Origin of the sequence: Caloramator fervidus (assembly GCF_900108045.1) — a bacterium.
Classification (GTDB): Bacteria; Bacillota; Clostridia; order Clostridiales; family Caloramatoraceae; genus Caloramator; species Caloramator fervidus.
In genome coordinates this window covers 24,052-47,015 of the sequence record NZ_FNUK01000010.1, presented here as the reverse complement: position 1 = coordinate 47,015, position 22,964 = coordinate 24,052, and the positions used below count along the sequence as shown (strand labels likewise).

Sequence of the window (22,964 nt, the reverse complement as noted above, 5' to 3'; positions counted from 1 at the left end):
ACCAATTTATTCACCTCACAATCTATTTATAACCTATATTTTTTCTGCTATCCTAAGTTTTGCACTTTTAGAACGAGAATTTTCTTTAAGTTCTTCTTCTGATGGAAGGATAGGCTTTTTAGTAATAACTCTTATATCAGGTTTCTTGCCACAAACACACATAGGAAAATCTTTAGGACACTTACAAGGATTTTCCCTATCTTTAAAAACATTCTTGACTATTCTATCCTCTAATGAATGAAAAGTTATAACACAAAGTCGTCCTCCACTTTTTAAAACGTCTATACAGTCATTAATAGCTTTTTCTAGTATATCAAGCTCCTTATTTACTTCTATTCTTATTGCTTGAAACGTCCTTTTAGCGGGATGTCCTCCTTCTCTTCTTGCTTTAGCAGGAATAGCTGATTTAATTATATCTACAAGTTCAAAAGTACTATTTATAGGTTTTATTGTTCGTTTTTTAACTATCATATCTGCTATTCTTGATGCAAAGTTTTCTTCCCCATATTCTCTTATAATTCTTATAAGCTCATCTTTAGAATAAGTATTAACAACATCCCAAGCCGTTAATTTATTTTCTCTATTCATTCTCATATCAAGCCTTGCATCGTGCATGTAACTAAATCCTCTTTCGGGAGTATCTAACTGATAAGATGAAACGCCAAGATCTAATAAAATCCCATCTACTTCTTTAATATTCAAATCTTCTAAAATAGATTTTATATTTGAAAAGTTATCATGAACAAAAACTACATTATTAAAGCCTGCTAGTTTTTGCCTTGAAGCCTTTAATGCATCAATATCTTGATCTATACCTACTAATTTTCCATTTTTTAATCTTTTTAAAATTTCTGATGAATGACCAGCTCCACCTAAGGTTCCATCAACATAAATTCCATCTTCTTTTATATTTAATCCTTCTATACATTCATTTAACATTACAGGATAATGTTTAAATTCCATGTCCCTCACCTTCTTATTATATTCCTAACTCTGACATTTTCTCAGCAATCTCGTTTAAATCCATATTTTGTTCGTTATACTCATTCCATTTTTCCTTGCTCCAAATTTCAATTCTACTTAATACACCTATAGTTACTATTTCTTTTGTGATACCAGCATATTCAATTAAATTTTGAGGAAGTAAAACTCTGCCTTGTTTATCCATTTCAACTTCTGCTGCCCCTGAAAAAATAAACCTTACAAAAGCACGAGCATCTTTATTGGTTAACGGAAGACCTTTTAATTTTTCTTCAAGTTTTCGCCACTCTTCCATAGGATATACATAAAGGCAACCATCTAAGCCTTTGGTCATAACAAATTTAGAGCCTAACTTTTCTCTAAATTTAGCCGGAATAATTACCCTATTTTTGCTATCTATTGCATGTTGATATTCACCAATAAACATATTTTATCCCCCGTTAACCACTTTACTCCACTTTGCACCACTACAAATATAATTCTATAATATTTTTTATTTTCCTTCCACAGTTTTTAAAAAATAAAAAAATTAAAGAGGCTTATGCCTCTTTAATTTTCAATTCCTTTTATATCATTTTTATTTTTTAACAAAGAAAAATAATATTGACTTATCAATCTATCTAAATCTTGACTTAAATTTATTATAACTTCATAATCATAGTTTAAATCTATGTATTCATGTAACTTATTCCTTAACTTTTCTATTTCATTTGTAATCATTAGCACCACCGCCATTTAAATTTGTTAACATAAAGTCATAACGTTTATATTTTACAATAACTGTTATTTTATGTCAAGATTTTATTTTTAAAATCCTATAATAACATTTTGTTTAAAAATTCAACAATTTTAAGCTCACTTGAATAATAATATCGAATGTTATATAATATTACAATGTTAAATTTAAAAATACTCTAAAGAAAGGAAGAAAAGTTATGAAGCTTGGAATAGTTGGATTACCAAATGTGGGTAAAAGCACGTTGTTTAATGCTATAACACAAGCAGGTGCTGAATGTGCAAATTACCCATTTTGTACTATAGAACCTAATGTAGGTGTTGTTGCTGTTCCTGATAAAAGATTAGATGAACTTGCTAAAATCTACAATCCTGAAAAAGTTACTCCTGCAGTAATAGAATTTTATGACATTGCTGGACTTGTAAAAGGAGCAAGCAAAGGCGAAGGGCTTGGAAATAAATTTCTTTCTCATATTCGTGAAGTAGCTGCTATAGTTCATGTTGTAAGATGTTTTGAAGATTCTAATATAGTTCATGTTGAAGGCTCTATAGATCCTATAAGAGATATTGAAACTATTAATCTTGAATTAATATTCTCAGATATGGAAGTATTGGAAAGGAGAATAGATAAAACTAGAAAATCAGCAAAATCCGGAGATAAAAAAGCACAAGAAGAACTTCAATTTATGGAAAGACTTTATGCTCATCTTGAAGCTGGAAAACCTGCAAGAACCCTTGAAACAACAGAAGAAGAACAAGAATTCTTAAAACAATACTTCTTATTAACATCTAAACCAGTATTATATACATGTAACATATCTGAAGATGATTTATTATCAGGCAATATTGAAAACGAATATGTAAAGAAAGTAAAAGAATATGCTAAATCTGAAAATGCTGAAGTAGTTGTTATTTGTGCTAAACTTGAAGAGGAAATATCATCTCTTGAAGGTGATGAAAAGAAGGAATTCTTATTAAGTTATGGTCTTGAAGAACCAGGACTAAATAAATTAATTAGAGCAAGCTACAAACTTCTAGGATTAATTAGCTTTTTAACAGCAGGTCCAAAAGAAGTTAGAGCATGGACAATTAAAAAGGGAACAAAAGCTCCTCAAGCAGCAGGAAAAATACATTCAGACATGGAAAGAGGATTTATAAGGGCTGAAGTTATTTCATATGAAGATTTAATCAAATGTGGTTCTGAAACAGTTGCAAAAGAAAAAGGATTAATTCGTCTTGAAGGTAAAGATTATGTAATGCAGGATGGAGACGTAGTAGTATTTAGATTTAACGTATAAAAGGCTGCCTTAGTTTAGGCAGCCTTCATTATAAAGCTTTAATTTATTTTCTATCTTTTCCCTTATAAATTCCATAATATTTTTCTTTTTAGTTATTTTTTCATCACACAATATTTCAAAGCATTCTTCAATATTATCAACAGCATAAATGTTAAAAAGTCCTTTTCTTACTGCTTCAAGCACTTCATCTTTCAAAATAAGATCAGATACATTGCTGGATGGTATTATTACCCCATGGCTACCATCTAAACCAAAAATCTTGCAAATTTCAAAAAATCCTTCTATCTTTTCATTTATACCACCAACCGGTTGGATTTCCCCCCTTTGATTTACAGAGCCTGTAATAGCTATACTTTGTTTTATTGGTATATCTCCAAGGCTAGAAATTAGTGCTATAAGTTCTGCGGCAGAAGCACTATCTCCTTCAATACCACCATATAATTGTTCAAAACATATACTTGCATTAAAAGAAAGAGAATATCTTTGACCAAACATTTGCCCTAAATAACCTGTTAAAATAAGAACTCCTTTATCATGGATAGTTCCTGACATTTTTACCTCTCTTTCAATATTTATTACTCCACCTTTTCCTCTATATGTTGTAACTGTTATCCTATTTTGTTTTCCAAAAGAATAATCACCAAGGTCTATGACAGATAGAGCATTTATTTCCCCTATCTTATATCCACTTAATTGTATAATATACTTTCTTTCTTTATACATTTCAAGCACTTTATCTTTATATAAACTATGCCTGTTCTCTATTTGAACTATTGCCTTTTTTATATCCTTTTCAGTAATACTTTTCCCATTTCTTTCTTTGCATACAACACAAGCCTCATCTATAATATTTGTAATATCCCTAAAACGAGCCGTAAAATATCTTCTACTTTCTGCTAATCTTAAAGCATACTTATATAACTCAATGAAACCTTTATTGCTTATATGGGGATAATTATTTTGTGAACAATATAAACTTACAAATCCTAAGAAGGCATTAACATTATCTGGAGTATTTTTTATTACGCTATCAAATTCAGCCTTTATACTAAAAAGCTCTTTAAACTCTTCATCATATAAATAAAGCAAATAATATAAAAATTCACTTCCTAACAGAACCACTTTTACATTCAAAGGTATTTTTTCTGGTTTTAAAGATACTATTGGTATAATCTCTAGTTGATTTCTTAGATTCTCTATTGTAATGCAATTATTTTTTAATGAATTTTTCAACGCCTTCCAACCTTGATAAGAACTTAAAAGCTGTATGGCATCTATAACCAAATAACCACCATTAGCTTTGTGTAAGCTTCCAGGCTTGATCATAGTAAAATCTGTAATCATAGCTCCTTTATCATTCTCATATTCAATAACCCCTATCAAATTATTAAATTCAGGATTTTCCTCAAAAACAACAGGCGCACCTTCATTTTTATTACAAGTCATTATATTTACATAATACCTTTTAAAAAACTCCTCATCAATTCCTTCTTCTTCATCCTGCAAAAACACATCTATATTATTTATTAAATCTTTTTGCAATTCATCAAGATATTCGATTATTTTTTTATTATATCCATACTTTTCTTTTAAAATATTTATTTTAGCACCAATTAACTCATAAGACTTATTTTCATCTAATATTTTTAATTTCTCAAGCATTTCTTTTCGTAAAGATTTTGTTTTTTTCAAAACATCAAGGGCAAATAATTTCAAAACTTTAACATCCTCTGCTATTTTATTCTTTTCATCAGAACTGAGTTCATTATATTGTTCTTCATTCATTTCCTCATTATCCTTTAACGGAATAAAAACAAATCCTTCTTTAGTAGATTTGACTACAAAATTTTTTTTCTTAGCTTCACTATGCAATTTTTCAATAACATTTAATATATTTTTTTGATAATAATCTATTATATTTTCCCTTTCCTTTTCATATTCTTCATCAGAAAAAATCTTTGGAACATCATCAAATAATGAATTTATCAAGCTTTCAATGTCATTTTTAAAATCTTCAGCAGTTCCTGCTTTTAAATTTATAGCAATAGGACTTAAAGGGTCATTAAAATTATAAACATAACACCAATCCTCTGGAGAAGGTTTATTTTTTGCAATCTCTTTCAATTTCTCTAATACAAATTTTTTCTTTCCACTTCCACTTATTCCGCTTACATATATGTTATATCCAATATTTTCTAGCTTCAATCCCATCTCTATGGCTTGTATAGCTCTTTCCTGACCTATTAAATCACAATAATTAGCTATTTCCTCGGTAGTTTTAAAATCAGGTAAAAAATCAATTTTTATAACTAAATCTTCATATTTAAGTTTTTTATACTTTGTCATTAAACCCCCCCTTATAGCCTTATTATATAATATTCACAATAAAACAAAAATATCCTAAAGGATTAGTATTAATCCTTTAGGATATTAAAATTAATATGCTTGTTGTTCCCCTGACTTACCAATTATTTTTAATGATGAGCTTGCACCTATTCTATTAGCACCTGCTTCTATCATTTTAACTGCATCTTCAAAACTATGAATTCCACCAGATGCTTTAACTCCCATTTCAGCTCCAACAGTTTCTCTCATTAACTTAACATCTTCAACTTTGGCTCCCCATTTACTAAATCCTGTTGATGTCTTTACAAAATCAGCACCTGCTTCCTTTGCTAATCTACATGCAATAACTTTTTCTTCATCTGTTAAAAGACATGTTTCAATTATTACCTTAACTAAAGCTTTGCCTTTTGCCGCATCAACAACAGCTTTTATATCTTCCTTAACATAATCATAATTTTTAGACTTTAACATTCCTATGTTAATAACCATATCAACTTCTTGAGCTCCATCTTCAATAGCCTTTGCTGTCTCAAAAGCTTTAACTTCTTTAGTAGTAGCCCCTAATGGGAATCCTATAACAGTGCATACTTTAACATTAGTTCCCTTTAATTCTTCTGCTACTAACTTAACGTGACAAGGATTTACACATACAGAAGCAAAAGAATTTTCCTTAGCTTCAGCACATACTCTTTTAATATCTTCTACAGTAGCCTCTGGTTTTAATATAGTATGATCGATAATTGATGCTACATATTCTTTTGTAATCATAAAGACCCTCCTTAGTATGTATATAAAACAGCATATCTATTTTATACTAAAATATTAAAAATGTCTATATTAATTAAATTATTTTCTTTTTTACATATTTGGAATTCATAGCTGCAAGAAATCCTCCATAAGTAAGGTAAAATTCCACTGCATCTCCAACACGTAATTTTTCAACATTGGTTACATCAAGTATTAAATGATCACTACTAGCTCCTAATATTTTTATATTTTCATTACAAGGAATTAAAAATTCTGGAAAAATATCTTGTTTACCAATAGCACAAATAGCCCTTTTCATAATTCCTTTATCTTCAAATTGAGGTTTTCTACCAAAAGCATCTACTCCTATAATTCCTATTGGAACAGAAGGTTTAAACTTAATCTCAACAACCTCTGCATATAATTTTGCTGTATTAGTATACAACCCTTCCACAGGTTTATCAAATAAACCTATCCCCATGGATAAGGCAACACCAAGCCTTAGCTGGTTTATTTCTTTAGGCATTTCACCATTTCTCATTATATCAATATTTTCAGAATTACCACCAGAAATTACGCTTATATTTATTCCAAACTTATCTTCCAAATATTTTTTTATATTTACAAGTTCTAAAAGATTTTCCTTCGTAGGAATTACTCCACCATAACAACATAAATTTGTTCCTATGCCAAAAAGTTCTATATTATCAAGTTCTAATATTTTTTCAACGGTATTTAAAATTTCCTCTCTATTTTTGTAAAAAATACCTTCTCTTAAATCTCCTACATCAATCATAAGGATAATTTTATAAATTTTATTTTCAAGTTTTGCATATTTATTTAATTCGTATATAGTTTCAATTTCAGATACTAAAGCCATATCAGAATATTTTACAATAGTTTTAGCTTGACTTTTCATTGGTATTCTAATAAGCATTTTGGGAATATCAAAATTTTTATATCTTATTAAATTTTCAATCCTAGAATCTGCAAGCATATCTACTCCACCTTCAATAAGAGCCTTTACTATTTTAGTATTACCAGCAAAAATTTTAGTAACCCCTGCAACTTGTATCCCTCTATCATGACATTCTTTTACCATTATTTTTGTATTTTCCTTTATTTTATGACTATCAATCTCAATCATAGGATAACCCATAACCCCACCCCCAAGACTTATTTATTATAAAAGTATATTCTACCATCACAATATAAATTCCTTCTCAAATATAAAAGTCCTAAGGAAAACCTTAGGACTTTTACGCATTACTTTCTTGATTTTTAGCTGCAGGTTGGTTTTGAGGTTGAACAGGTGGCTTTGGTGGAGCCTTTTTTATAAATGTTCCTGAAACTATTAAATCCTTAGGATCTGTTACTGCAAGATGATAATCCTTAGTTAACTCTATTGCTCCTCTTGGGCAAAAATCTGCACAAAGTGAGCAGAACGTACATTGCCCTTGATAAAAAGTGAAAGTTACTTTATCTCCTTCTTCCACTTTTTCGATGGTTCTTGTTATACAGCCAGGTGCACAAACTCTTATACATAAACCACAATTTACACACTTTTCAGGATAATATTTAATCTTACCTCTATATCCTTCTGGAGCTTCTTTATTCACCTTAGGATATGGTTCAGTGCTGGGTTTTTTAAAAGCAGACTTTATAGCTTCCTTTAAATAAGGGAATTTCATTTCATTGCCCTCCTTTTTTCTTTAAGTATTTCAATTGCCTTAGCAAGGCCATCAATTATAGCTTCAGGTTTAGGAGGACAACCTGCAACTGAAACATCAATAGGAACATATTTATCTAATGGTCCTTCAACTGAATAGCTACCATTAAATACATTTGTTGATCTTGGACATGAACCTATAGCTACCACAACTTTAGGATCAGGAACTTGTGCCAATGTTCTTATAAGTCTATCCTTTGACTGAGAAGTTATAGGTCCCGTAACTAAAACTATATCAGCATGTCTAGGTGTTCCCGTAAGCTTAAATCCCATTCTTTCTGCATCATATCTTGGAGTTATAACCGATACTATCTCAATATCACAACCATTACATGAACCTGTATTTAAATGAAATAACCATGGGGACTTTTCAAAACTTTTAGCAATTAGTTCTTTAAGCAAAAGTAACACCTCCTATTAAAAACCCATCCACACAAGTATTAAGCTTAATAATGCCAATGCAGTTGGATACGTCCAGAAAAATTTTAATACTTGTTCTACTTTTAATCTTGCAGTAATAGCTTTTAATGTGGAAATAGATACTATAACAACTATAGCACTTAAAATAACTTGCAACAATATATCTACTATTAGTATTCCTGTTCCTTTACCACTTAAAAATAACGTTACAAATAATGATGTCATTATAAACATTTTTATAGCATGATTTAATTTGAATATAGCAAGAGGTACTCCACTATATTCTACTAGAGGACCTTCACATATCTCAGTTTCAGCTTCTGCAATATCAAAAGGAACGCTACCAACTTTTATAGGAATGATTAAAAGTAAAGCTATTGCTGCAGGAATTAAACTCCATTTAGTTATCATAGGTCCATATTGAGCTTGGTAATTTACTATTTGTGAAAGAGAAAATGTTATAGCTCCATTATTTAAAGCCATGCCTACTTTTTTACCTATTGTTAAAAGAACAATCACTAAAGGAAGTTCATAGGAGATTATAGCTACCATTTCCCTGGAAATTCCAACTCCTGCATATGGGGAACCTGATGCAGCTCCACCTATTATTAAAGCAACAGCAGGAATTGTTAAAAGATAAATTATAACGATTATATCAGCAACCGTTGAAATTGCTGTAAATTTAAACATTGGAATAAATAATGCAACTGTAACTAAAGCTAATAACCCTATAACTGGTGCATATAAGAAAGTTTTTCTTGAGGCAGTTCTTGGAACAATTGTCTCTTTGCCTAAAAGCTTAAAGAAATCATAAAATGGCTGGATAATTGGTGGTCCTATTCTTTTTTGCATCCTAGCTACAACTTTTCTATCTATACCTGATAAAATAAGACCAACAATTGTTGAAAACAACAAACCTGGAAAAACTAATACATAAAACAAATAACTTAAAACTACCAAATCCGGTCCCTCCTTATGGAACAAGTAAGAAAATGTATACTATGAATATAGTCGTTGTAAATATAGCCCATAAAGCATAATCATTAATTATACCGCTATGAGCATCATGCATAAATCCAAAGTAGTGCCTTAAATCATATTTTAATCCCCAGAATAGGTCATTACCTTTAACATGAGAGTATTCGTTTGCTTCTCCACCAAAGAATACCTCATATTTTGAATCATCACCATCTACTGGTAATGATGCTGTATTAAATCCGCCTGCAACAGCAACTATAGTTACTGCTAATAAGAGTAATGCAAATAGAACTAACCATGCAACAGGATTCCAATAACCTGCAAGCACATAATCAACAGCTGGTATTTCAACAGGTTTTCCCAATATCTTTTCAGCATATCCATTGCCCATCATTATGTCAATATACTTTCCAACATTTAACGCAGCTGAAACTGCTGGTGAAATTAGATATTTTGTTACAAAATTAGGGAATATTCCTGTTAGAACACAAAGTATAGCCATTATCCACATAGGAATTCTCATTGAAAGTGGAACTTCTTTAACATTCTCAAACTCTTTTGGCATTTGACCAAAGAATATTGATTGTGCAACTTTTATAAATGAAGCTAAAGTCATTACACTAACTAAAAGGGCAACTATAGTTACAGGTGCTAAATTAGCTTGATAAGTTGCTTGATATACAAGCCATTTTGAAACAAATCCATTAAATGGTGGTAAACCACTAATTGAAAAAGCACCAATTAAAAATACTGCTGCCGTCTGTGGCATTTTCTTTGCCAAACCGCCAAGCTTATTTAAATCAGTTGTTCCAGTTGCATAGAATACTGCACCTGCAGTTAAAAACAATAATCCTTTAAATAAAGTATGGTTAAGTGCATGATATAAACCTGCTGTTAATCCTAAAGCTGTTGATACACCAACGGCAGTTATTACATAACCAATCTGTGATATACTGTGAAAAGCAAGTAGTCTCTTAAAATCATTTTGTGCAAGCGCCATTGTAACACCAACAAACATAGTAATTGTTCCAATTATTATTAAAAGCAATTGAATTGATTTAAAACTCATAGCATGATATAAAACATAAACCAATCTAATTATAGCATATACCCCAGCTTTATTTACCATTCCTGAAAAAGCCATTGATATAGATGATGGAGCTGACATATATGCATCTGGTGCAGCTGGGTGGAAAGGAACTACAAAAGCTTTTAATGAATATCCGGCTAAAAGCAATGCAAAGGCAAATAAAGTTGAAGGAGTTAAATTATTAAACAAAAGTGCAGAAATTTGAGCCATATTTAAAGTATGAACTTGAGAATATATAGTAATTGTTCCCGCTAAAACCAATGAGGAACCTATAGAACCTAAAACTAAATACTTTAAAGCGGCTTCTAAAGCACCTTCTTGATAATTTCTAAATGCAGTCAAACCAACAGCTGCAAAAGTCATTATCTCTATCATAACAAACATGTTAAATAAGTCACCAGTAAATACTAAACCTAAAACTGAACCAGAAAGCATTAAAAACAAAACATAATACTTATCAGTCTCAGAATCCTTTTCAGTATATCTAAATGAAAATACTATTGATAAAAATATAGTAACTACTGCTATAATCCCAAAGAACAAGCCTAAAGAGTCAACTTCAAGTCCTATACCAATAGCCCAATCATGAATAGGTCTCCAATTACCCATCCAATATTGAATAACGTTGTTTTCTATCATAACAGGCTTTATAAGCATCAAAACCAAAATTAATGATATAGATGATGCAACTAATGCAATAAACTTTCTTACAGTCTCATTTTTACTACCAAAGATAACCGTAAGGAAGGCGCCTAAAAATAGAGTAACAATCGATAAAATAGGATAATGTTGCATTAGCCATTCAACCTCCTTACCTTGTCTGCATCAAGGGTTCCATACTTTTCTTTTATCTTTATAACTAACGATAAAGCCATAGCTGTAACACAGGCACCTATAACTATTGAAGTTAGCGTAAGAGCTTGTGGAACAGGATCAACAAAGAAAGATTCTGGTCTAAGTTCACTAAATGTAAATATTGGCGCTGTTCCTCCAGGATTAAAACCTATGCTTATTATCAAAAGATTTATTCCATAATCAACAAGCCCCATACCAATTATTATTTTTAAAATATTTTTCTTAGTTAAAATAACATAAAATCCCAAAACAATTAATATTATACAAGCAATATAATTTACTAATATCAAATTTATTCACCCCTTCTAATTTTCGTTATCTGGAGCTAAAAGCCCTATCATTAAAAGAATCAAAAATCCTACTCCTGTTAAAACCTTATATCCTACAGAATCATTCATGAACATAATAGTTCCTGAACTTATAAGATCCCCTACGTTTCCAATACCTACAAAAACGTTAGTAAAGAAAACTGAACCATATAGTATACCCGCAAGTCCAAATACCGTAAATAGTATAGCACCTAAAGCTTCATTTTTCTTTATAAATTCCATGTTAAATCTTTTTGAAACCTCACTGTATCCATATCCTAAATAAATTAATATTACTGCTGATGCTACTAAAACCCCTCCTTGGAATCCTCCACCTGGACTTAAATGACCGTGTAATATGATGTAAAATCCTAAAACTAAAGCTATAGGAGTAAAAAGATCAGCCGCAGTTTTTACTATAACATCCTTAACTTTTCTATTATTTGACATTTGTGTCACTTCCCTTCTTATTGCTCTTTAAAATAACCACAGAACCTGCAATAGCTGTTAAAAGAATGAAGGACTCTCCAAGAGTGTCATATCCTCTATAGTCAAACACAACTGCTGTTACTGCATTTACTGCCCTAGTTCTTTTTAAGTTTTCTCTTATCATTATGTTAGCTACTCCATCTGGTTTTTCTAAATCATAGTTTTGTTCTGGCTTTAAAACCTCAGAAAGCTTAGTTCCGCTGTAAGTTCTATCTAAAGTAGATGAATAATACATCGCATATGAGCCCATTAGCAAAAACACCACAAGTGAAAATGCAATTGCAAATCTTTTCATTCTTCTTTGCCCTCCTTTACCTTTTTGAGGGTTATTATAAATATAACCGGTGATAAAACAGCTCCAACTGCTGCTTCTGCTATTGCAACATCTGGCGCATGTAAAAGCATAAACTCAAGAGCTACAAAAGATCCAGTAATTGATAAAGCTATTATTGAAGATAAAAGATTATCAAATTTTACCGTTAAAAAAGCTGAAATTAATATACCTATTATTACCAAAGTATTTAAAATTACTATACTATTCATCAGGATTATCCCTCCTATATTCATCAACCACTAAATTATCTGGCCTTATTCCATGCTTATATGCTCCCCTTAAAATTGCATGTCCTGAAATAGCACTTGTAATAACCACAAAAACTCCAATTAAAATTACCTTTATTCCAAAAGCAATATTATTATTCATAAAAGCATAAATCGCTACTCCTAAAACTGTCCAAAGAACTCCTAAAGTTGCAATATTTGTACTTGACTGCATTCTAGTAAATGAATCTGGCATTCTAATAAGCCCTACAACTCCAGCAAAAGCAAAAAAACAGCCAAGAAGTAAAAATAAGTCAATAATTATTCTTGCAATCATAACCTTCCCTCCAAATATCTTGCTATAAGAACAGTTCCTAAGAAACCTAAAATCGCTAAAACCAGTGCAATATCAAGATAAATACTTCTATTGCTAAAAATAGAGAATACAATCAATGCAACAACAGTTAAAATATCTATACTATCAGCAGCAACAGCTCTATCAACAACACTAGGTCCTTTTAAAACTCTGTAAAGCAACATTAGAGCTAATAAAGCATAAAATATTCCAACATATACAAACTCTATCACTTCCAGATCCTCCTTATCCAATTTTCTAGTTTTCCTTTAATTATATTGCCAGCTTCTTTAGGATCTTTGCTTGCAACGTCAATCCAGTGAATATAATAGAAATGTTGTCCATCTTCTTCTACTATTTCCATTGTTATAGTTCCAGGTGTTAATGTAATTGAATTTGCAAGCATAGCTAGTCCATATTCAGATTGTAAGTCAACTGGAACTTTAACAATTCCAGGATTAATTGGAAGGTTGGGACTTAAAGCTCTTTTTGCAACATCAACATTTGCCTTCCAAAGTTCTACAGGAAATACAAATAACACATAAGTAATAAAATTAAGCAACACATTTGGTTTTAGCAGATGAAAAGCATCTTCATGAATTAAATACTTTTCTGCAAATAAAGCTACTAGTAAAGATACTATGGCTCCTGCAATAAGCTCTTGCGCCGTAAATGTAAGCGTAAACAATATCCAAAACAAATAGCACAATATAAATGTTGCAATTATTGATGATGTTTTTTTCATCCTTTTCCCCCCTTACCTTGTTAGTTTATTTTTAATTTTTTCTTTTATTGAATTGAAAAATTCTTTATTGTCATATTCCTTTCTTGATGAAAATCTGTAAACCTCAAGCTCTGGATTTAATCCTTTAGCATATTTTATAACTTTTTCTTCATCAAATTCAAAGTAATCCCTCATATCAAACTTATTTAAAAGAAGTACGTTTGCAACTGAAAACATAAGTGGATATTTCTGAACCTTATCATCACCTTCAGGAATGCTTAAAATAGCTACTTTTAAATCTTCTCCTAAATTAAATTCCGCAGGACAAACTAGATTACCTATATTCTCAATTAATAACACATCTATGTCATTTAAATTGAAATAATTTAATATATTTTTAATAGACATAGCTTCAATATGACAAGCTCCATCTGTATTTAACTGAACTACAAGAATACCCATCTGACTTATTTTCTCAGCATCTATTTGTCCAGTTATATCTCCTTCAATAACAGCAACCTTATAATCTTTAGAAAGCTCCTTTATCAATTCAACAATTACACTAGTTTTTCCAGCACCTGGAGATCCCATAATATTTATCATAAAAACTTTCTTCTCATCTAATTCCTTTTTTATTTCATTGCTACAATCTTCATTCCATCCCATTATTTGTTTTACAACTTTTATTTCCATTACTCCACCTCCAAAGATTCAACAAAAAATTCTTTGCCACTTATCATTTTGTATTTATATGCACCACATTTAGGACAACAAATTTGACTTCTTTGAATCTCACTCTCGCTTTGACACTCAAAGCAGTATATTCTAATAGGAACTCTATCTATAATAAGCTTTGCTCCTTCAACAATAGTTCCTTTAGAAACTATATCAAAATACTCTTGAATTAAAGAAGGAACAACCCCCGAAAAATCCCCGCATTTTATTTTTATATTTAAAACCTTCTTAGCTTTATTTTTTTCTGCTACCTCAGATGCTATTTTAATTATTCCCTCAGTTATAGCTAACTCATGCATATTATCACTACCTATCTAAGCATGAGAAACATGGGTCTATACTTGCTATAATAAGTCCTGCATCTGCAACAGAATTATTTCTTAGCATATAAGGAACTGTTGGAGCTGTTTTAAATGTTGGGACATGAATACTTAATCTATAATTTGTCTGTCCCCCATCAGTTACAACATAGTAAATTACCTGTCCTCTTGGAGCCTCTACCCTTTGAGTAAATTCTCCTGCTGGAACCTTTGGAATTTTCATTCCTAAATTCACAGGACCTTCTGGAAGATTCTCTAAAGCTTGTTTTATAATCTTTATACTTTCATCTACTTCTAATGCCCTTATAACAACTCTTGCAAAAACATCTCCATCTTCAACTACAGGAACGTCAAACTCAAAATCTTCATAAGAAGAATATGGAGCATCTTTTCTAACGTCGACTTTTACTCCTGACGCCCTTGCATGAGGACCTATTGTTCCCATTTGAATTGCTACATCCTTTGGTAAAACTCCAACGCCCTTTGTTCTCATAGCAAGAGTTTTATCATTTAAGATTATTTCTTTTATTTTTTCATGTTCAACTTTAAATTCATCTAAAACTTGTAATATATCTCTTCTTAAATCATCACTAATATCTCTTCTTGAACCACCTATAATAATCATGCCATAGTTAACCCTATTACCTGATATCGCTTCTAGAATATCCATTATCTTTTCCCTTACATTCCAAATATGCATAAATAAACTATCATATCCTACCAAGTGTGCAGCTATTCCAAGCCATAGATAATGTGAATGAAGTCTTTCAAGTTCAGCCATTATAACTCTTATGTATTGACCTCTTTTAGGAACTTCTATATTAGCAATATTCTCTATAGCTTGTGCATAAGCAAATGGATGAGAGTGGGAACAAATTCCACAAACCCTTTCTACTAAAACTAATGTTTGAATAAAATTCTTTTCTTGAGCCAATTTTTCTATACCTCTATGATTGTAACCAATAAAAACTTCTGCATCTTTTATTATTTCACCTTCTGTATAAAGCTTAGCATGAATTGGCTCTTCTAATGATGGATGATATGGTCCTATTGGAACTACATAACTCATCTAATCACTCCTTTTCCCCTTGAGTTTTTTTAACTAATTCACTTAATGGAGTAACTAATATTTGTCCCTTTCCTTCAAACATTGTATCTGGTAAGAACAATCTACCTCTCATCTTTAGTCCTTCAAAAGTTACTCCAATAAGTTCATGAAGTTCTTCTTCTGGCCATGATGCTGCAACATCATAAATGTGAGATATCGTAGGAAGAACATCTTCTCCCTTAACTGTGTAAGCTTCTACAGTATCTCCAACTTCATACTGATAACTTATTACCTTTTTTCCTTCCTTATCAACATAGCCATGAATCATTAAAAGCCTTATTCCTTCACTTTTCATTTTTTCTGCAATTGGAACAATTTCTTCTTTTTTAATTTCAATACTTTTAAACTTTTGCATTGCAACACCTCCATTAACATATCCTCGGGAGCTGTGCCCCTGTTAATTTATTTAATATTCTTGATCCACCAATACCAGTTTTTAAAACAACAACACCTTGATAAGAAGAGGTAACATTTCCTATTATAGCTGCTTGCTCTCCTTCCGGTAAACTTTTTATATCTGACAACAAGTCCTCTGCTATACTTTTTGCTGCTATAAGAACAATCTTACCTTCATTTGCACTATATAAAGGATCAATTCCTAAAACTTCACAGGCAGCTAATACTTCCCTTCTTATAGGTATTTTATCCTCAAATAACTCAATTGACAATTGTGTCCTTTCTACAAATTCATTTAAGGTAGTTGCAAGACCTCCCCTTGTTGGATCCCTCATTATCTTTACTTTATCACCATACTTAAAAATAATATTTGCTAAATTAATTAAAGGCATACAATCTGACTTTATGCTAGAATCCACAAAAAAATTATTTCTTGCTGACATAACAGCTATTCCATGATCCCCAACAGGACCGGTTACAATAACAACATCTCCATCTTCTATTTTATCCTTTCCATAGGATTCAACTTCTAAAAAACCTATACCAGAAGTGTTTATATATATTCCATCTCCTTTTCCTTTTTCAACAACTTTAGTATCTCCAGTTACAATTTTTACATTACAAACTTCTGCCGTTTCCTTTATAGAATTTACAATAACCTTTAAATCTTCTATTTTAAAACCTTCTTCTAAAATAAAGCTTAAACTCAAATATTTAGGTATTGCCCCACACATTAATATATCATTTATTGTTCCACAAACTGCCAACTTCCCTATATCTCCACCTGGGAAAAAATAAGGAGAAATTACAAAACTATCTGTAGAAAAAACGATTTTCTTATGACCATTTAAAATAGCCCCATCCATCAAACTATTTAAAATATCATTATTAAAAGCTGGAAGTATAATTTCTTCTATTAACTGTGATGTTTTTTTTCCTCCACTACCGAAATCTAATGTAATTATATCGTTCATAAACCCACCTCATACTCTTAAATACTTATAGTAAGCAGCACATGCTCCTTCACTTGATACCATACAAGGTCCTACAGGATTTTCTGGTGAACAAATCTTTGCAAACAACGGACACTCATTAGGTTCCATCATACCCTTTATAACTTCTCCACATTTACATGCAGTAGTTTTTTCTTGATAATCTAGCTTTATGTTAAACTTTTTAACAGTATCATATTCTGAATAACAATCTCTAATTCCCATTCCACTTTGAGGTATAAGCCCTATTCCCCTCCAAATATCATCAACAGGTTCAAATACTTCATTCATTACATCTTGAGCAATTTTATTTCCTTCATAAGTTACTACTCTTAAGTATTCATTTTCTATTATAGCAAAATTCTTTTCAAACTGCATTATTATCTTATAAATAGCCACAATTATATCTTCAGGCTCAAAACCTGTAATAACAGAAGGTTTTTTGTATTCTTTTGCCAAAAATTCAAATCCTTTTATTCCTAATATAGCAGAAACATGCCCGGGACAAATAAAAGCATCTACATCAAAATCATCAGAATTTAACAAAGCTCTAAGGGCTGGCTCAACAAACTTGTGTAATGAAAATACAGAAAAGTTTTTTATATTTTTAGCCTTTGCTTCTTTTATAGCAATAGCCGTGCCTGGCGCAGTTGTTTCAAATCCTATTCCTAAAAATACTACCTCATAATCAGGATTTTTTTCTGCAATAGTTAAAGCATCCATAGCTGAATAAACAATTTCAACTTTTGCCCCCATAGACTTTAATGTAGATAAACTCATTCTATCTACGCTTCCTGGAACTTTAAGCATATCTCCAAAAGTAGTAATTATAATATCCTTATTTTGAACTAAGGATAATATTTCATCTATTCTAGTTATAGCTGTTACACACACCGGACATCCAGGCCCAGATATAAGTTTTATATTATTTGGAAGAATAGACCTTATACCACTTTTGGCAATTGACATGGTATGCGTTCCGCAAATCTCCATTATTTTAATATTTTTTTTATTATAGTTTTTTATAAATTCCACAATATCCAAAATAGCTTTATAATCTTTGAACTTTAGCTGCATTTGCAACCTCCTTAATAAGTTCTATATTCTCTTTGGCTAATTTCTCATCCAACTTATTTATAGCAAATCCTGCATGAACATAAACATAATCACCTACTTTTAAATCTTTAATAAGATCTATTCTAACCTTCATTTTAACCCCATCAAGTTCAGCTAAAGCTTCATTGCCATTTATCTCTACTATCCTTAATGGAACCGCTAAACACATAAAAATCCTCCTCCATTTGCAACAACAGCTAGTTGCCCTAAAGCTATTCCTTCATCATTAGTAGAAACTCTTTTATGAGTATATACATCAAATCCCTTATTTCTAAGTCCTGCTACCATTCTTTTTAAAAGATAAATATTTTGAAACACTCCTCCAGAAACAACCACACAATTTATCCCATAGATTCTTCTTAGATTATCTATTATATCTAAAGACGCCTTTACTAATGTATTCATAAAACCCGCTGCAATAAATGAGACATCCCTAAAGCTTAAATCCTCTACAATATTTTCTATCATTGGTTTCCAGTCTAAAATCATAATGTCACCATTTATAATATCATATTTATAAACCAAATCACTCTCTTTAGCTATGGATTCTAAAAGCACTGCTGCTTGTCCTTCATAGGTTACTCTATCTTTAATGCCAAGTATACTAGCCACACCGTCAAATAATCTTCCTATACTAGTCGAAGTTGCTACGTTTATATTTTTATCAAGCATTAAATTTATAATATTAGCATCATCAGTTTTTATAAATTTTTCAGGAATACCTCCAAAAATATCCTTTAAAATAGAATACTTTATCCTATAAACTTCTTTTACGGCCTTATCCATACCAGGCAGTTTAATACTCCTAATGGTAGCAACTCTTTTAAACTCCTTATAATCACCAACCAAAAATTCTCCACCCCATATATTGCCATCAAGTCCAAATCCAGTTCCATCCCAAACAACACCTATCACAGGACCTTCTATATTATTATCCACCATACAAGATGCCATATGGGCATGATGATGTTGAACCTTATAAAGTGGAATATCAAGTCCTTTACTAACTTTAGAAGCATAATGAGTTGACATATAATCAGGATGCATATCACAAACTATTTTTTCAGGCTTTATATCAAATAACTTTTTAAAATGCTCTATCTGTTCTTCAAAATGTTTATATGTTTCAATATTTCTTAGTTCCCCTATATGCTGACTTAAAAAAACAAAACCATTTTTACTAAGCGCAAAGGAACCTTTTTGCTCTGCTCCACATGCTAAAATATTAGACTCTATATTAACCTTTAAAGGAAAAGGAACATACCCTCTCGATCTTCTTATAAAATATTCCCTTCCTTCGAAAACTTTAACTATTGAATCATCACATCGCACATATATATCCCTATCATGCATCAAAAAACCATCAACTATATCCTTTAAAAAAATTAAAGCCTCATCATTAACATATGATATAGGAACATCATGAGGATTTCCACTTGTCATGACTAAAACATCAAAATATTGCATAATAATATAATGAAGTGGAGTATAAGGAAGCATTACCCCCAGTGAATCATTTTCTGAAATATGATCAAACAAATTATTCTTCTTTCTAAGAAGAACAATAGGCCTTTTATAGCTATTTAAAATTTCTATTTCATCTTCATCTGCATAACAATAATATTTAACCACATCAACATCCTTCATCATCAAAGCAAAAGGCTTTTCATCTCTACCCTTTCTTTTTCTTAACTTCTCAACAGCATTTCTATTTTTAGCATCACATGCTATATGAAAACCACCTATTCCTTTAATAGCAACAATTTTCCCATCTTTTATGTATTCAATAGCTTTATCAATAGCATTTTTAAATATATTTCCTTTTTCATCTATAAACCAAAGATGTGGTCCACACTCAGGACAACAATTAGGCTGAGCATGATATCTTCTATCTTTAATATCTCTATATTCCCTTAAACAATCTTCACACATTTTAAATTGATTCATTGTAGTCTTTTCTCTATCATATGGTACATCTTTAATAATTGTAAACCTAGGTCCACAGTTAGTACAATTTATAAAAGGATATTGATATCTTTTATCATTTTCATCAAACAATTCTCTAAGACAATCCTCACATATCCCCACATCAGGAGATATAAAAGTAAATTTATTATTATATTCCTCACTTTTTATAATATTAAATTCTTTGTAATATTTCAAATCTTGAAAAAATTCTGTTTCAAGGTTTTCTATATATGCAAGTTTTGGCGGATTATTTTTAATATCGTGTACAAAAGCCTTTAAATTTTCTTCATCACCTTCAACTTCCATTTCTACACCAAAAGAAGTATTTTTAATCCATCCATTTAAACAATATTTTTCAACCAACTTATTTACAAATGGTCTAAATCCTACCCCTTGAACAATACCATTTACTTTAATAAATGCTCTTTGCATATGATTATCACCTGTGTAAAACAGTCTTTACTTGTTTTATATAACAGTTCCTACAATTAAGCTAAAAAACTATCATTAATTAGTATAACACAAATTTATTAAATTTTAAATACACAAAAATAAACTTAAAATATCCTCAAATTATATAAATCTTAGAATGACCAACTATTTCTTAAAGTTTGAATATAAAATAAGCTAAACATCTTATTATTAAATTAAACTTTCTCTATTATAATTTCTCTTTTATAGATAACCCCATACCTATCATTTATAATACATCGTCATTTTTATTATACATCCCACATAGTCCATATAAAACTTATACCCTTTTTAGGAGGTTTTTATTTTATTTTATTTAACTTTGTGAAATAACTTTTTTTATATAACAAATTAAACTAAATAACATACACATCTCCTCCTTTTTATTAATTAAATTTACATCCCACATAGTCCATATAAAACCAAGAGATATAAGAAAAATTAAAAATAAGATAATAGATTTACATCCCACATAGTCCATATAAAACTCACAACTCCAACCTTCGATATAGAATGTTTCAGCATTTACATCCCACATAGTCCATATAAAACTTATATGGTTCATAGTTACCGTTGCTACAATCACATAAATTTACATCCCACATAGTCCATATAAAACACGATGCACACCAAACGATTTAATCGATTGCGAGGGTGATTTACATCCCACATAGTCCATATAAAACAAATAATTACAAATGGGTGTTCAATATGTCAAAACTGATTTACATCCCACATAGTCCATATAAAACTTTCCACCCAGCCTATGCCACATAGAGCAACATATGACAATTTACATCCCACATAGTCCATATAAAACAGTTTTACCTTCTATCGGAGCATCAAGGGTATAATTATTTACATCCCACATAGTCCATATAAAACGTAATTGCTGCTAATTCGGTTATGGCTGAACATATCGATTTACATCCCACATAGTCCATATAAAACATTAAATGCTTTTAGAAGATGTTTTACCGAACTAAACGATTTACATCCCACATAGTCCATATAAAACTTTGTGAATTTTGATAGCATGTTTTTGCAGCAATATGCATTTACATCCCACATAGTCCATATAAAACAAGTGGCTCTTTTTCCTCCATTGCTCTCGCTTCGTTATTTACATCCCACATAGTCCATATAAAACTAATAGTGACAGAAGTTGCAGAAGCAGAAGAGGCATTAATTTACATCCCACATAGTCCATATAAAACTATCTATTTTTTCTTCAAGCCTTTTTAATTCTTGTTTCTATTTACATCCCACATAGTCCATATAAAACCAACAGGGATTAACAAATGAATTAGTGTATTATAAAGAAATTTACATCCCACATAGTCCATATAAAACTTAGTTGCCACTCGTCTTCACCACCTCTCCGCCAAAGAATTTACATCCCACATAGTCCATATAAAACGATGATGAATTTTTATTTATAGTGCCAAGAAGTTCAATATTTACATCCCACATAGTCCATATAAAACAAATACTTTAAAAGTTTTTATATGCTCTTCCCACGCATTTACATCCCACATAGTCCATATAAAACAAATTTTGGGACGATATACTTCAAGAACGTATAGACGATTTACATCCCACATAGTCCATATAAAACGCTATTTTTGCGTTTGTGATACTTGCGTCTTTTATATATTTACATCCCACATAGTCCATATAAAACTTGAATAAATAAAAACGCCTTCAAGTTAGTTTTATCAATTTACATCCCACATAGTCCATATAAAACCTTCGTTTATATCTTCACCGAACTTTACAAGAGCGTATTTACATCCCACATAGTCCATATAAAACCCTATTTAAGCATATTAAATCAATCTTTAATTATTCTAGCTTAAATTAATACTATTCAAATTTATGATTGTTATTTTTTGCAGCAAAGGGGGGATTGTGAAAATAGAATTTAAAAACGAATAGTCTTTAAATTAGTTTATTCAAGGCTTAAAATGACTTTCTTTCAAAATTAGGTTCGCTGCAGTTATATAAATATATCCTCATAGCTTTTTACAATCCCCATTATATCCTTTTTAACCTGTGCTGGAAAGTTAATTCTATATACATAAATAGAATCCTCTTCTTTTTTTATAATTTTGCTTACTTCAAACAAACACTTTTGCAACTTCCCTTCGCTTATTTCTCCCTCAAAAACTGAATTTTGAGTCCACATAAGATATTGTTTTAATTTTTTCCTAACTTTATTTACTCTTTTTTCTCCTACGTCATAGGTAATAATTACAAACAT

General features: G+C 30.7%; 27 protein-coding genes and 1 CRISPR repeat array. Of the genes, 1 reads left to right on the top strand and 26 read right to left on the bottom strand.

The genetic code is table 11. The features are described 5' to 3' along the window. Positions 1–33 precede the first annotated feature (33 nt). The 3 genes from rsmH to C4R78_RS04795 all read right to left on the bottom strand — a co-directional run bounded on the left by rsmH (position 34) and on the right by C4R78_RS04795 (position 1,701). Positions 34–963 (bottom strand): 16S rRNA (cytosine(1402)-N(4))-methyltransferase RsmH, encoded by a 930-nt coding sequence (gene rsmH / locus C4R78_RS04805; RefSeq protein ID WP_103895962.1) that lies wholly within the window; start codon positions 961–963, stop codon positions 34–36. Between the two features lie 16 nt (positions 964–979). Continuing rightward, positions 980–1,408, bottom strand: coding sequence for a division/cell wall cluster transcriptional repressor MraZ (gene mraZ / locus C4R78_RS04800; RefSeq protein WP_103895961.1), 429 nt, complete (start codon positions 1,406–1,408; stop codon positions 980–982). A gap of 122 nt (positions 1,409–1,530) precedes the next feature. Continuing rightward, positions 1,531–1,701, bottom strand: a complete 171-nt coding sequence (locus C4R78_RS04795) for an aspartyl-phosphate phosphatase Spo0E family protein (RefSeq protein ID WP_146057667.1) — start codon at positions 1,699–1,701, stop codon at positions 1,531–1,533. Positions 1,702–1,916: 215 nt separating this feature from the next. On the opposite strand from C4R78_RS04795, the gene ychF reads away from it, so the two are divergent. Continuing rightward, on the top strand, positions 1,917–3,014 hold the full coding sequence (ychF, locus tag C4R78_RS04790) for a redox-regulated ATPase YchF (protein ID WP_103895959.1): 1,098 nt from the start codon (positions 1,917–1,919) through the stop codon (positions 3,012–3,014). A gap of 9 nt (positions 3,015–3,023) precedes the next feature. Here the strand turns inward: ychF and C4R78_RS04785 are convergent, their stop codons facing one another. The 23 genes from C4R78_RS04785 to cas2 all read right to left on the bottom strand — a co-directional run bounded on the left by C4R78_RS04785 (position 3,024) and on the right by cas2 (position 22,964). Further along, positions 3,024–5,360, bottom strand: a complete 2,337-nt coding sequence (locus C4R78_RS04785) for a Lon protease family protein (protein ID WP_103895958.1) — start codon at positions 5,358–5,360, stop codon at positions 3,024–3,026. Positions 5,361–5,450: 90 nt separating this feature from the next. Next, positions 5,451–6,128, bottom strand: a complete 678-nt coding sequence (gene deoC, locus C4R78_RS04780; RefSeq protein ID WP_103895957.1) for a deoxyribose-phosphate aldolase — start codon at positions 6,126–6,128, stop codon at positions 5,451–5,453. A 73-nt stretch (positions 6,129–6,201) separates the two neighbouring features. After that, on the bottom strand, positions 6,202–7,266 hold the full coding sequence (gene orr / locus C4R78_RS04775) for an ornithine racemase Orr (protein ID WP_103895956.1): 1,065 nt from the start codon (positions 7,264–7,266) through the stop codon (positions 6,202–6,204). Between the two features lie 100 nt (positions 7,267–7,366). Beyond that, complete coding sequence (locus C4R78_RS04770) at positions 7,367–7,798, bottom strand: 4Fe-4S binding protein (protein ID WP_103895955.1); 432 nt, start codon at positions 7,796–7,798, stop codon at positions 7,367–7,369. Continuing rightward, positions 7,795–8,247 carry an NADH-quinone oxidoreductase subunit B family protein gene (locus C4R78_RS04765; RefSeq protein WP_479722863.1) on the bottom strand — a complete coding sequence of 151 codons (453 nt, stop codon included), beginning with the start codon at positions 8,245–8,247 and terminating at the stop codon, positions 7,795–7,797. Before C4R78_RS04765 ends, C4R78_RS04770 begins: the two co-directional genes overlap by 4 nt. A 6-nt stretch (positions 8,248–8,253) precedes the next feature. Then, positions 8,254–9,216: a respiratory chain complex I subunit 1 family protein gene (locus tag C4R78_RS04760; RefSeq protein WP_103895953.1), complete on the bottom strand. Its 963-nt coding sequence runs from the start codon at positions 9,214–9,216 to the stop codon at positions 8,254–8,256. Positions 9,217–9,229: 13 nt separating this feature from the next. Next, a complete protein-coding gene (locus C4R78_RS04755; RefSeq protein ID WP_103895952.1) occupies positions 9,230–11,119 on the bottom strand; it encodes a proton-conducting transporter transmembrane domain-containing protein in 1,890 nt (629 codons plus the stop codon). Continuing rightward, positions 11,119–11,469, bottom strand: coding sequence for a sodium:proton antiporter (locus C4R78_RS04750; protein WP_103895951.1), 351 nt, complete (start codon positions 11,467–11,469; stop codon positions 11,119–11,121). The genes C4R78_RS04755 and C4R78_RS04750 overlap by 1 nt, the downstream gene beginning before the upstream one ends. A gap of 15 nt (positions 11,470–11,484) precedes the next feature. Then, positions 11,485–11,937 (bottom strand): MnhB domain-containing protein, encoded by a 453-nt coding sequence (locus C4R78_RS04745; protein WP_103895950.1) that lies wholly within the window; start codon positions 11,935–11,937, stop codon positions 11,485–11,487. Continuing rightward, on the bottom strand, positions 11,927–12,271 hold the full coding sequence (locus tag C4R78_RS04740; RefSeq protein WP_103895949.1) for a hypothetical protein: 345 nt from the start codon (positions 12,269–12,271) through the stop codon (positions 11,927–11,929). The genes C4R78_RS04745 and C4R78_RS04740 overlap by 11 nt, the downstream gene beginning before the upstream one ends. Then, on the bottom strand, positions 12,268–12,519 hold the full coding sequence (locus C4R78_RS04735; protein ID WP_103895948.1) for a hydrogenase subunit MbhD domain-containing protein: 252 nt from the start codon (positions 12,517–12,519) through the stop codon (positions 12,268–12,270). Before C4R78_RS04735 ends, C4R78_RS04740 begins: the two co-directional genes overlap by 4 nt. Continuing rightward, positions 12,512–12,853, bottom strand: a complete 342-nt coding sequence (gene mnhG, locus C4R78_RS04730; RefSeq protein WP_103895947.1) for a monovalent cation/H(+) antiporter subunit G — start codon at positions 12,851–12,853, stop codon at positions 12,512–12,514. Before mnhG ends, C4R78_RS04735 begins: the two co-directional genes overlap by 8 nt. Continuing rightward, complete coding sequence (locus C4R78_RS04725) at positions 12,850–13,104, bottom strand: MrpF/PhaF family protein (RefSeq protein WP_103895946.1); 255 nt, start codon at positions 13,102–13,104, stop codon at positions 12,850–12,852. The genes mnhG and C4R78_RS04725 overlap by 4 nt, the downstream gene beginning before the upstream one ends. Then, positions 13,101–13,616: a Na+/H+ antiporter subunit E gene (locus C4R78_RS04720; protein ID WP_103895945.1), complete on the bottom strand. Its 516-nt coding sequence runs from the start codon at positions 13,614–13,616 to the stop codon at positions 13,101–13,103. The genes C4R78_RS04725 and C4R78_RS04720 overlap by 4 nt, the downstream gene beginning before the upstream one ends. Positions 13,617–13,628: 12 nt before the next feature. Then, positions 13,629–14,288 (bottom strand): hydrogenase nickel incorporation protein HypB, encoded by a 660-nt coding sequence (hypB, locus tag C4R78_RS04715; protein ID WP_103895944.1) that lies wholly within the window; start codon positions 14,286–14,288, stop codon positions 13,629–13,631. Next, entirely contained in the window at positions 14,288–14,629 is a 342-nt protein-coding gene (gene hypA / locus C4R78_RS04710; RefSeq protein ID WP_103895943.1) for a hydrogenase maturation nickel metallochaperone HypA, read from the bottom strand. The genes hypB and hypA overlap by 1 nt, the downstream gene beginning before the upstream one ends. A gap of 7 nt (positions 14,630–14,636) precedes the next feature. Beyond that, a complete protein-coding gene (locus tag C4R78_RS04705) occupies positions 14,637–15,719 on the bottom strand; it encodes a hydrogenase large subunit (protein ID WP_103895942.1) in 1,083 nt (360 codons plus the stop codon). 4 nt (positions 15,720–15,723) lie between these two features. Beyond that, a complete protein-coding gene (locus tag C4R78_RS04700; protein ID WP_103895941.1) occupies positions 15,724–16,113 on the bottom strand; it encodes an NADH-quinone oxidoreductase subunit C in 390 nt (129 codons plus the stop codon). Positions 16,114–16,126: 13 nt separating this feature from the next. Further along, on the bottom strand, positions 16,127–17,128 hold the full coding sequence (gene hypE, locus C4R78_RS04695) for a hydrogenase expression/formation protein HypE (protein ID WP_103895940.1): 1,002 nt from the start codon (positions 17,126–17,128) through the stop codon (positions 16,127–16,129). Positions 17,129–17,137: 9 nt separating this feature from the next. Continuing rightward, on the bottom strand, positions 17,138–18,223 hold the full coding sequence (gene hypD, locus C4R78_RS04690) for a hydrogenase formation protein HypD (RefSeq protein WP_103895939.1): 1,086 nt from the start codon (positions 18,221–18,223) through the stop codon (positions 17,138–17,140). After that, entirely contained in the window at positions 18,198–18,431 is a 234-nt protein-coding gene (locus C4R78_RS04685) for a HypC/HybG/HupF family hydrogenase formation chaperone (RefSeq protein ID WP_103895938.1), read from the bottom strand. Before C4R78_RS04685 ends, hypD begins: the two co-directional genes overlap by 26 nt. Continuing rightward, positions 18,422–20,662, bottom strand: a complete 2,241-nt coding sequence (hypF, locus tag C4R78_RS04680; protein ID WP_103895937.1) for a carbamoyltransferase HypF — start codon at positions 20,660–20,662, stop codon at positions 18,422–18,424. Before hypF ends, C4R78_RS04685 begins: the two co-directional genes overlap by 10 nt. A gap of 433 nt (positions 20,663–21,095) precedes the next feature. Then, a CRISPR array of direct repeats spans positions 21,096–22,516; the repeat unit is 29 nt; unit sequence ATTTACATCCCACATAGTCCATATAAAAC. A gap of 184 nt (positions 22,517–22,700) precedes the next feature. After that, complete coding sequence (gene cas2, locus C4R78_RS04675) at positions 22,701–22,964, bottom strand: CRISPR-associated endonuclease Cas2 (RefSeq protein ID WP_008910040.1); 264 nt, start codon at positions 22,962–22,964, stop codon at positions 22,701–22,703.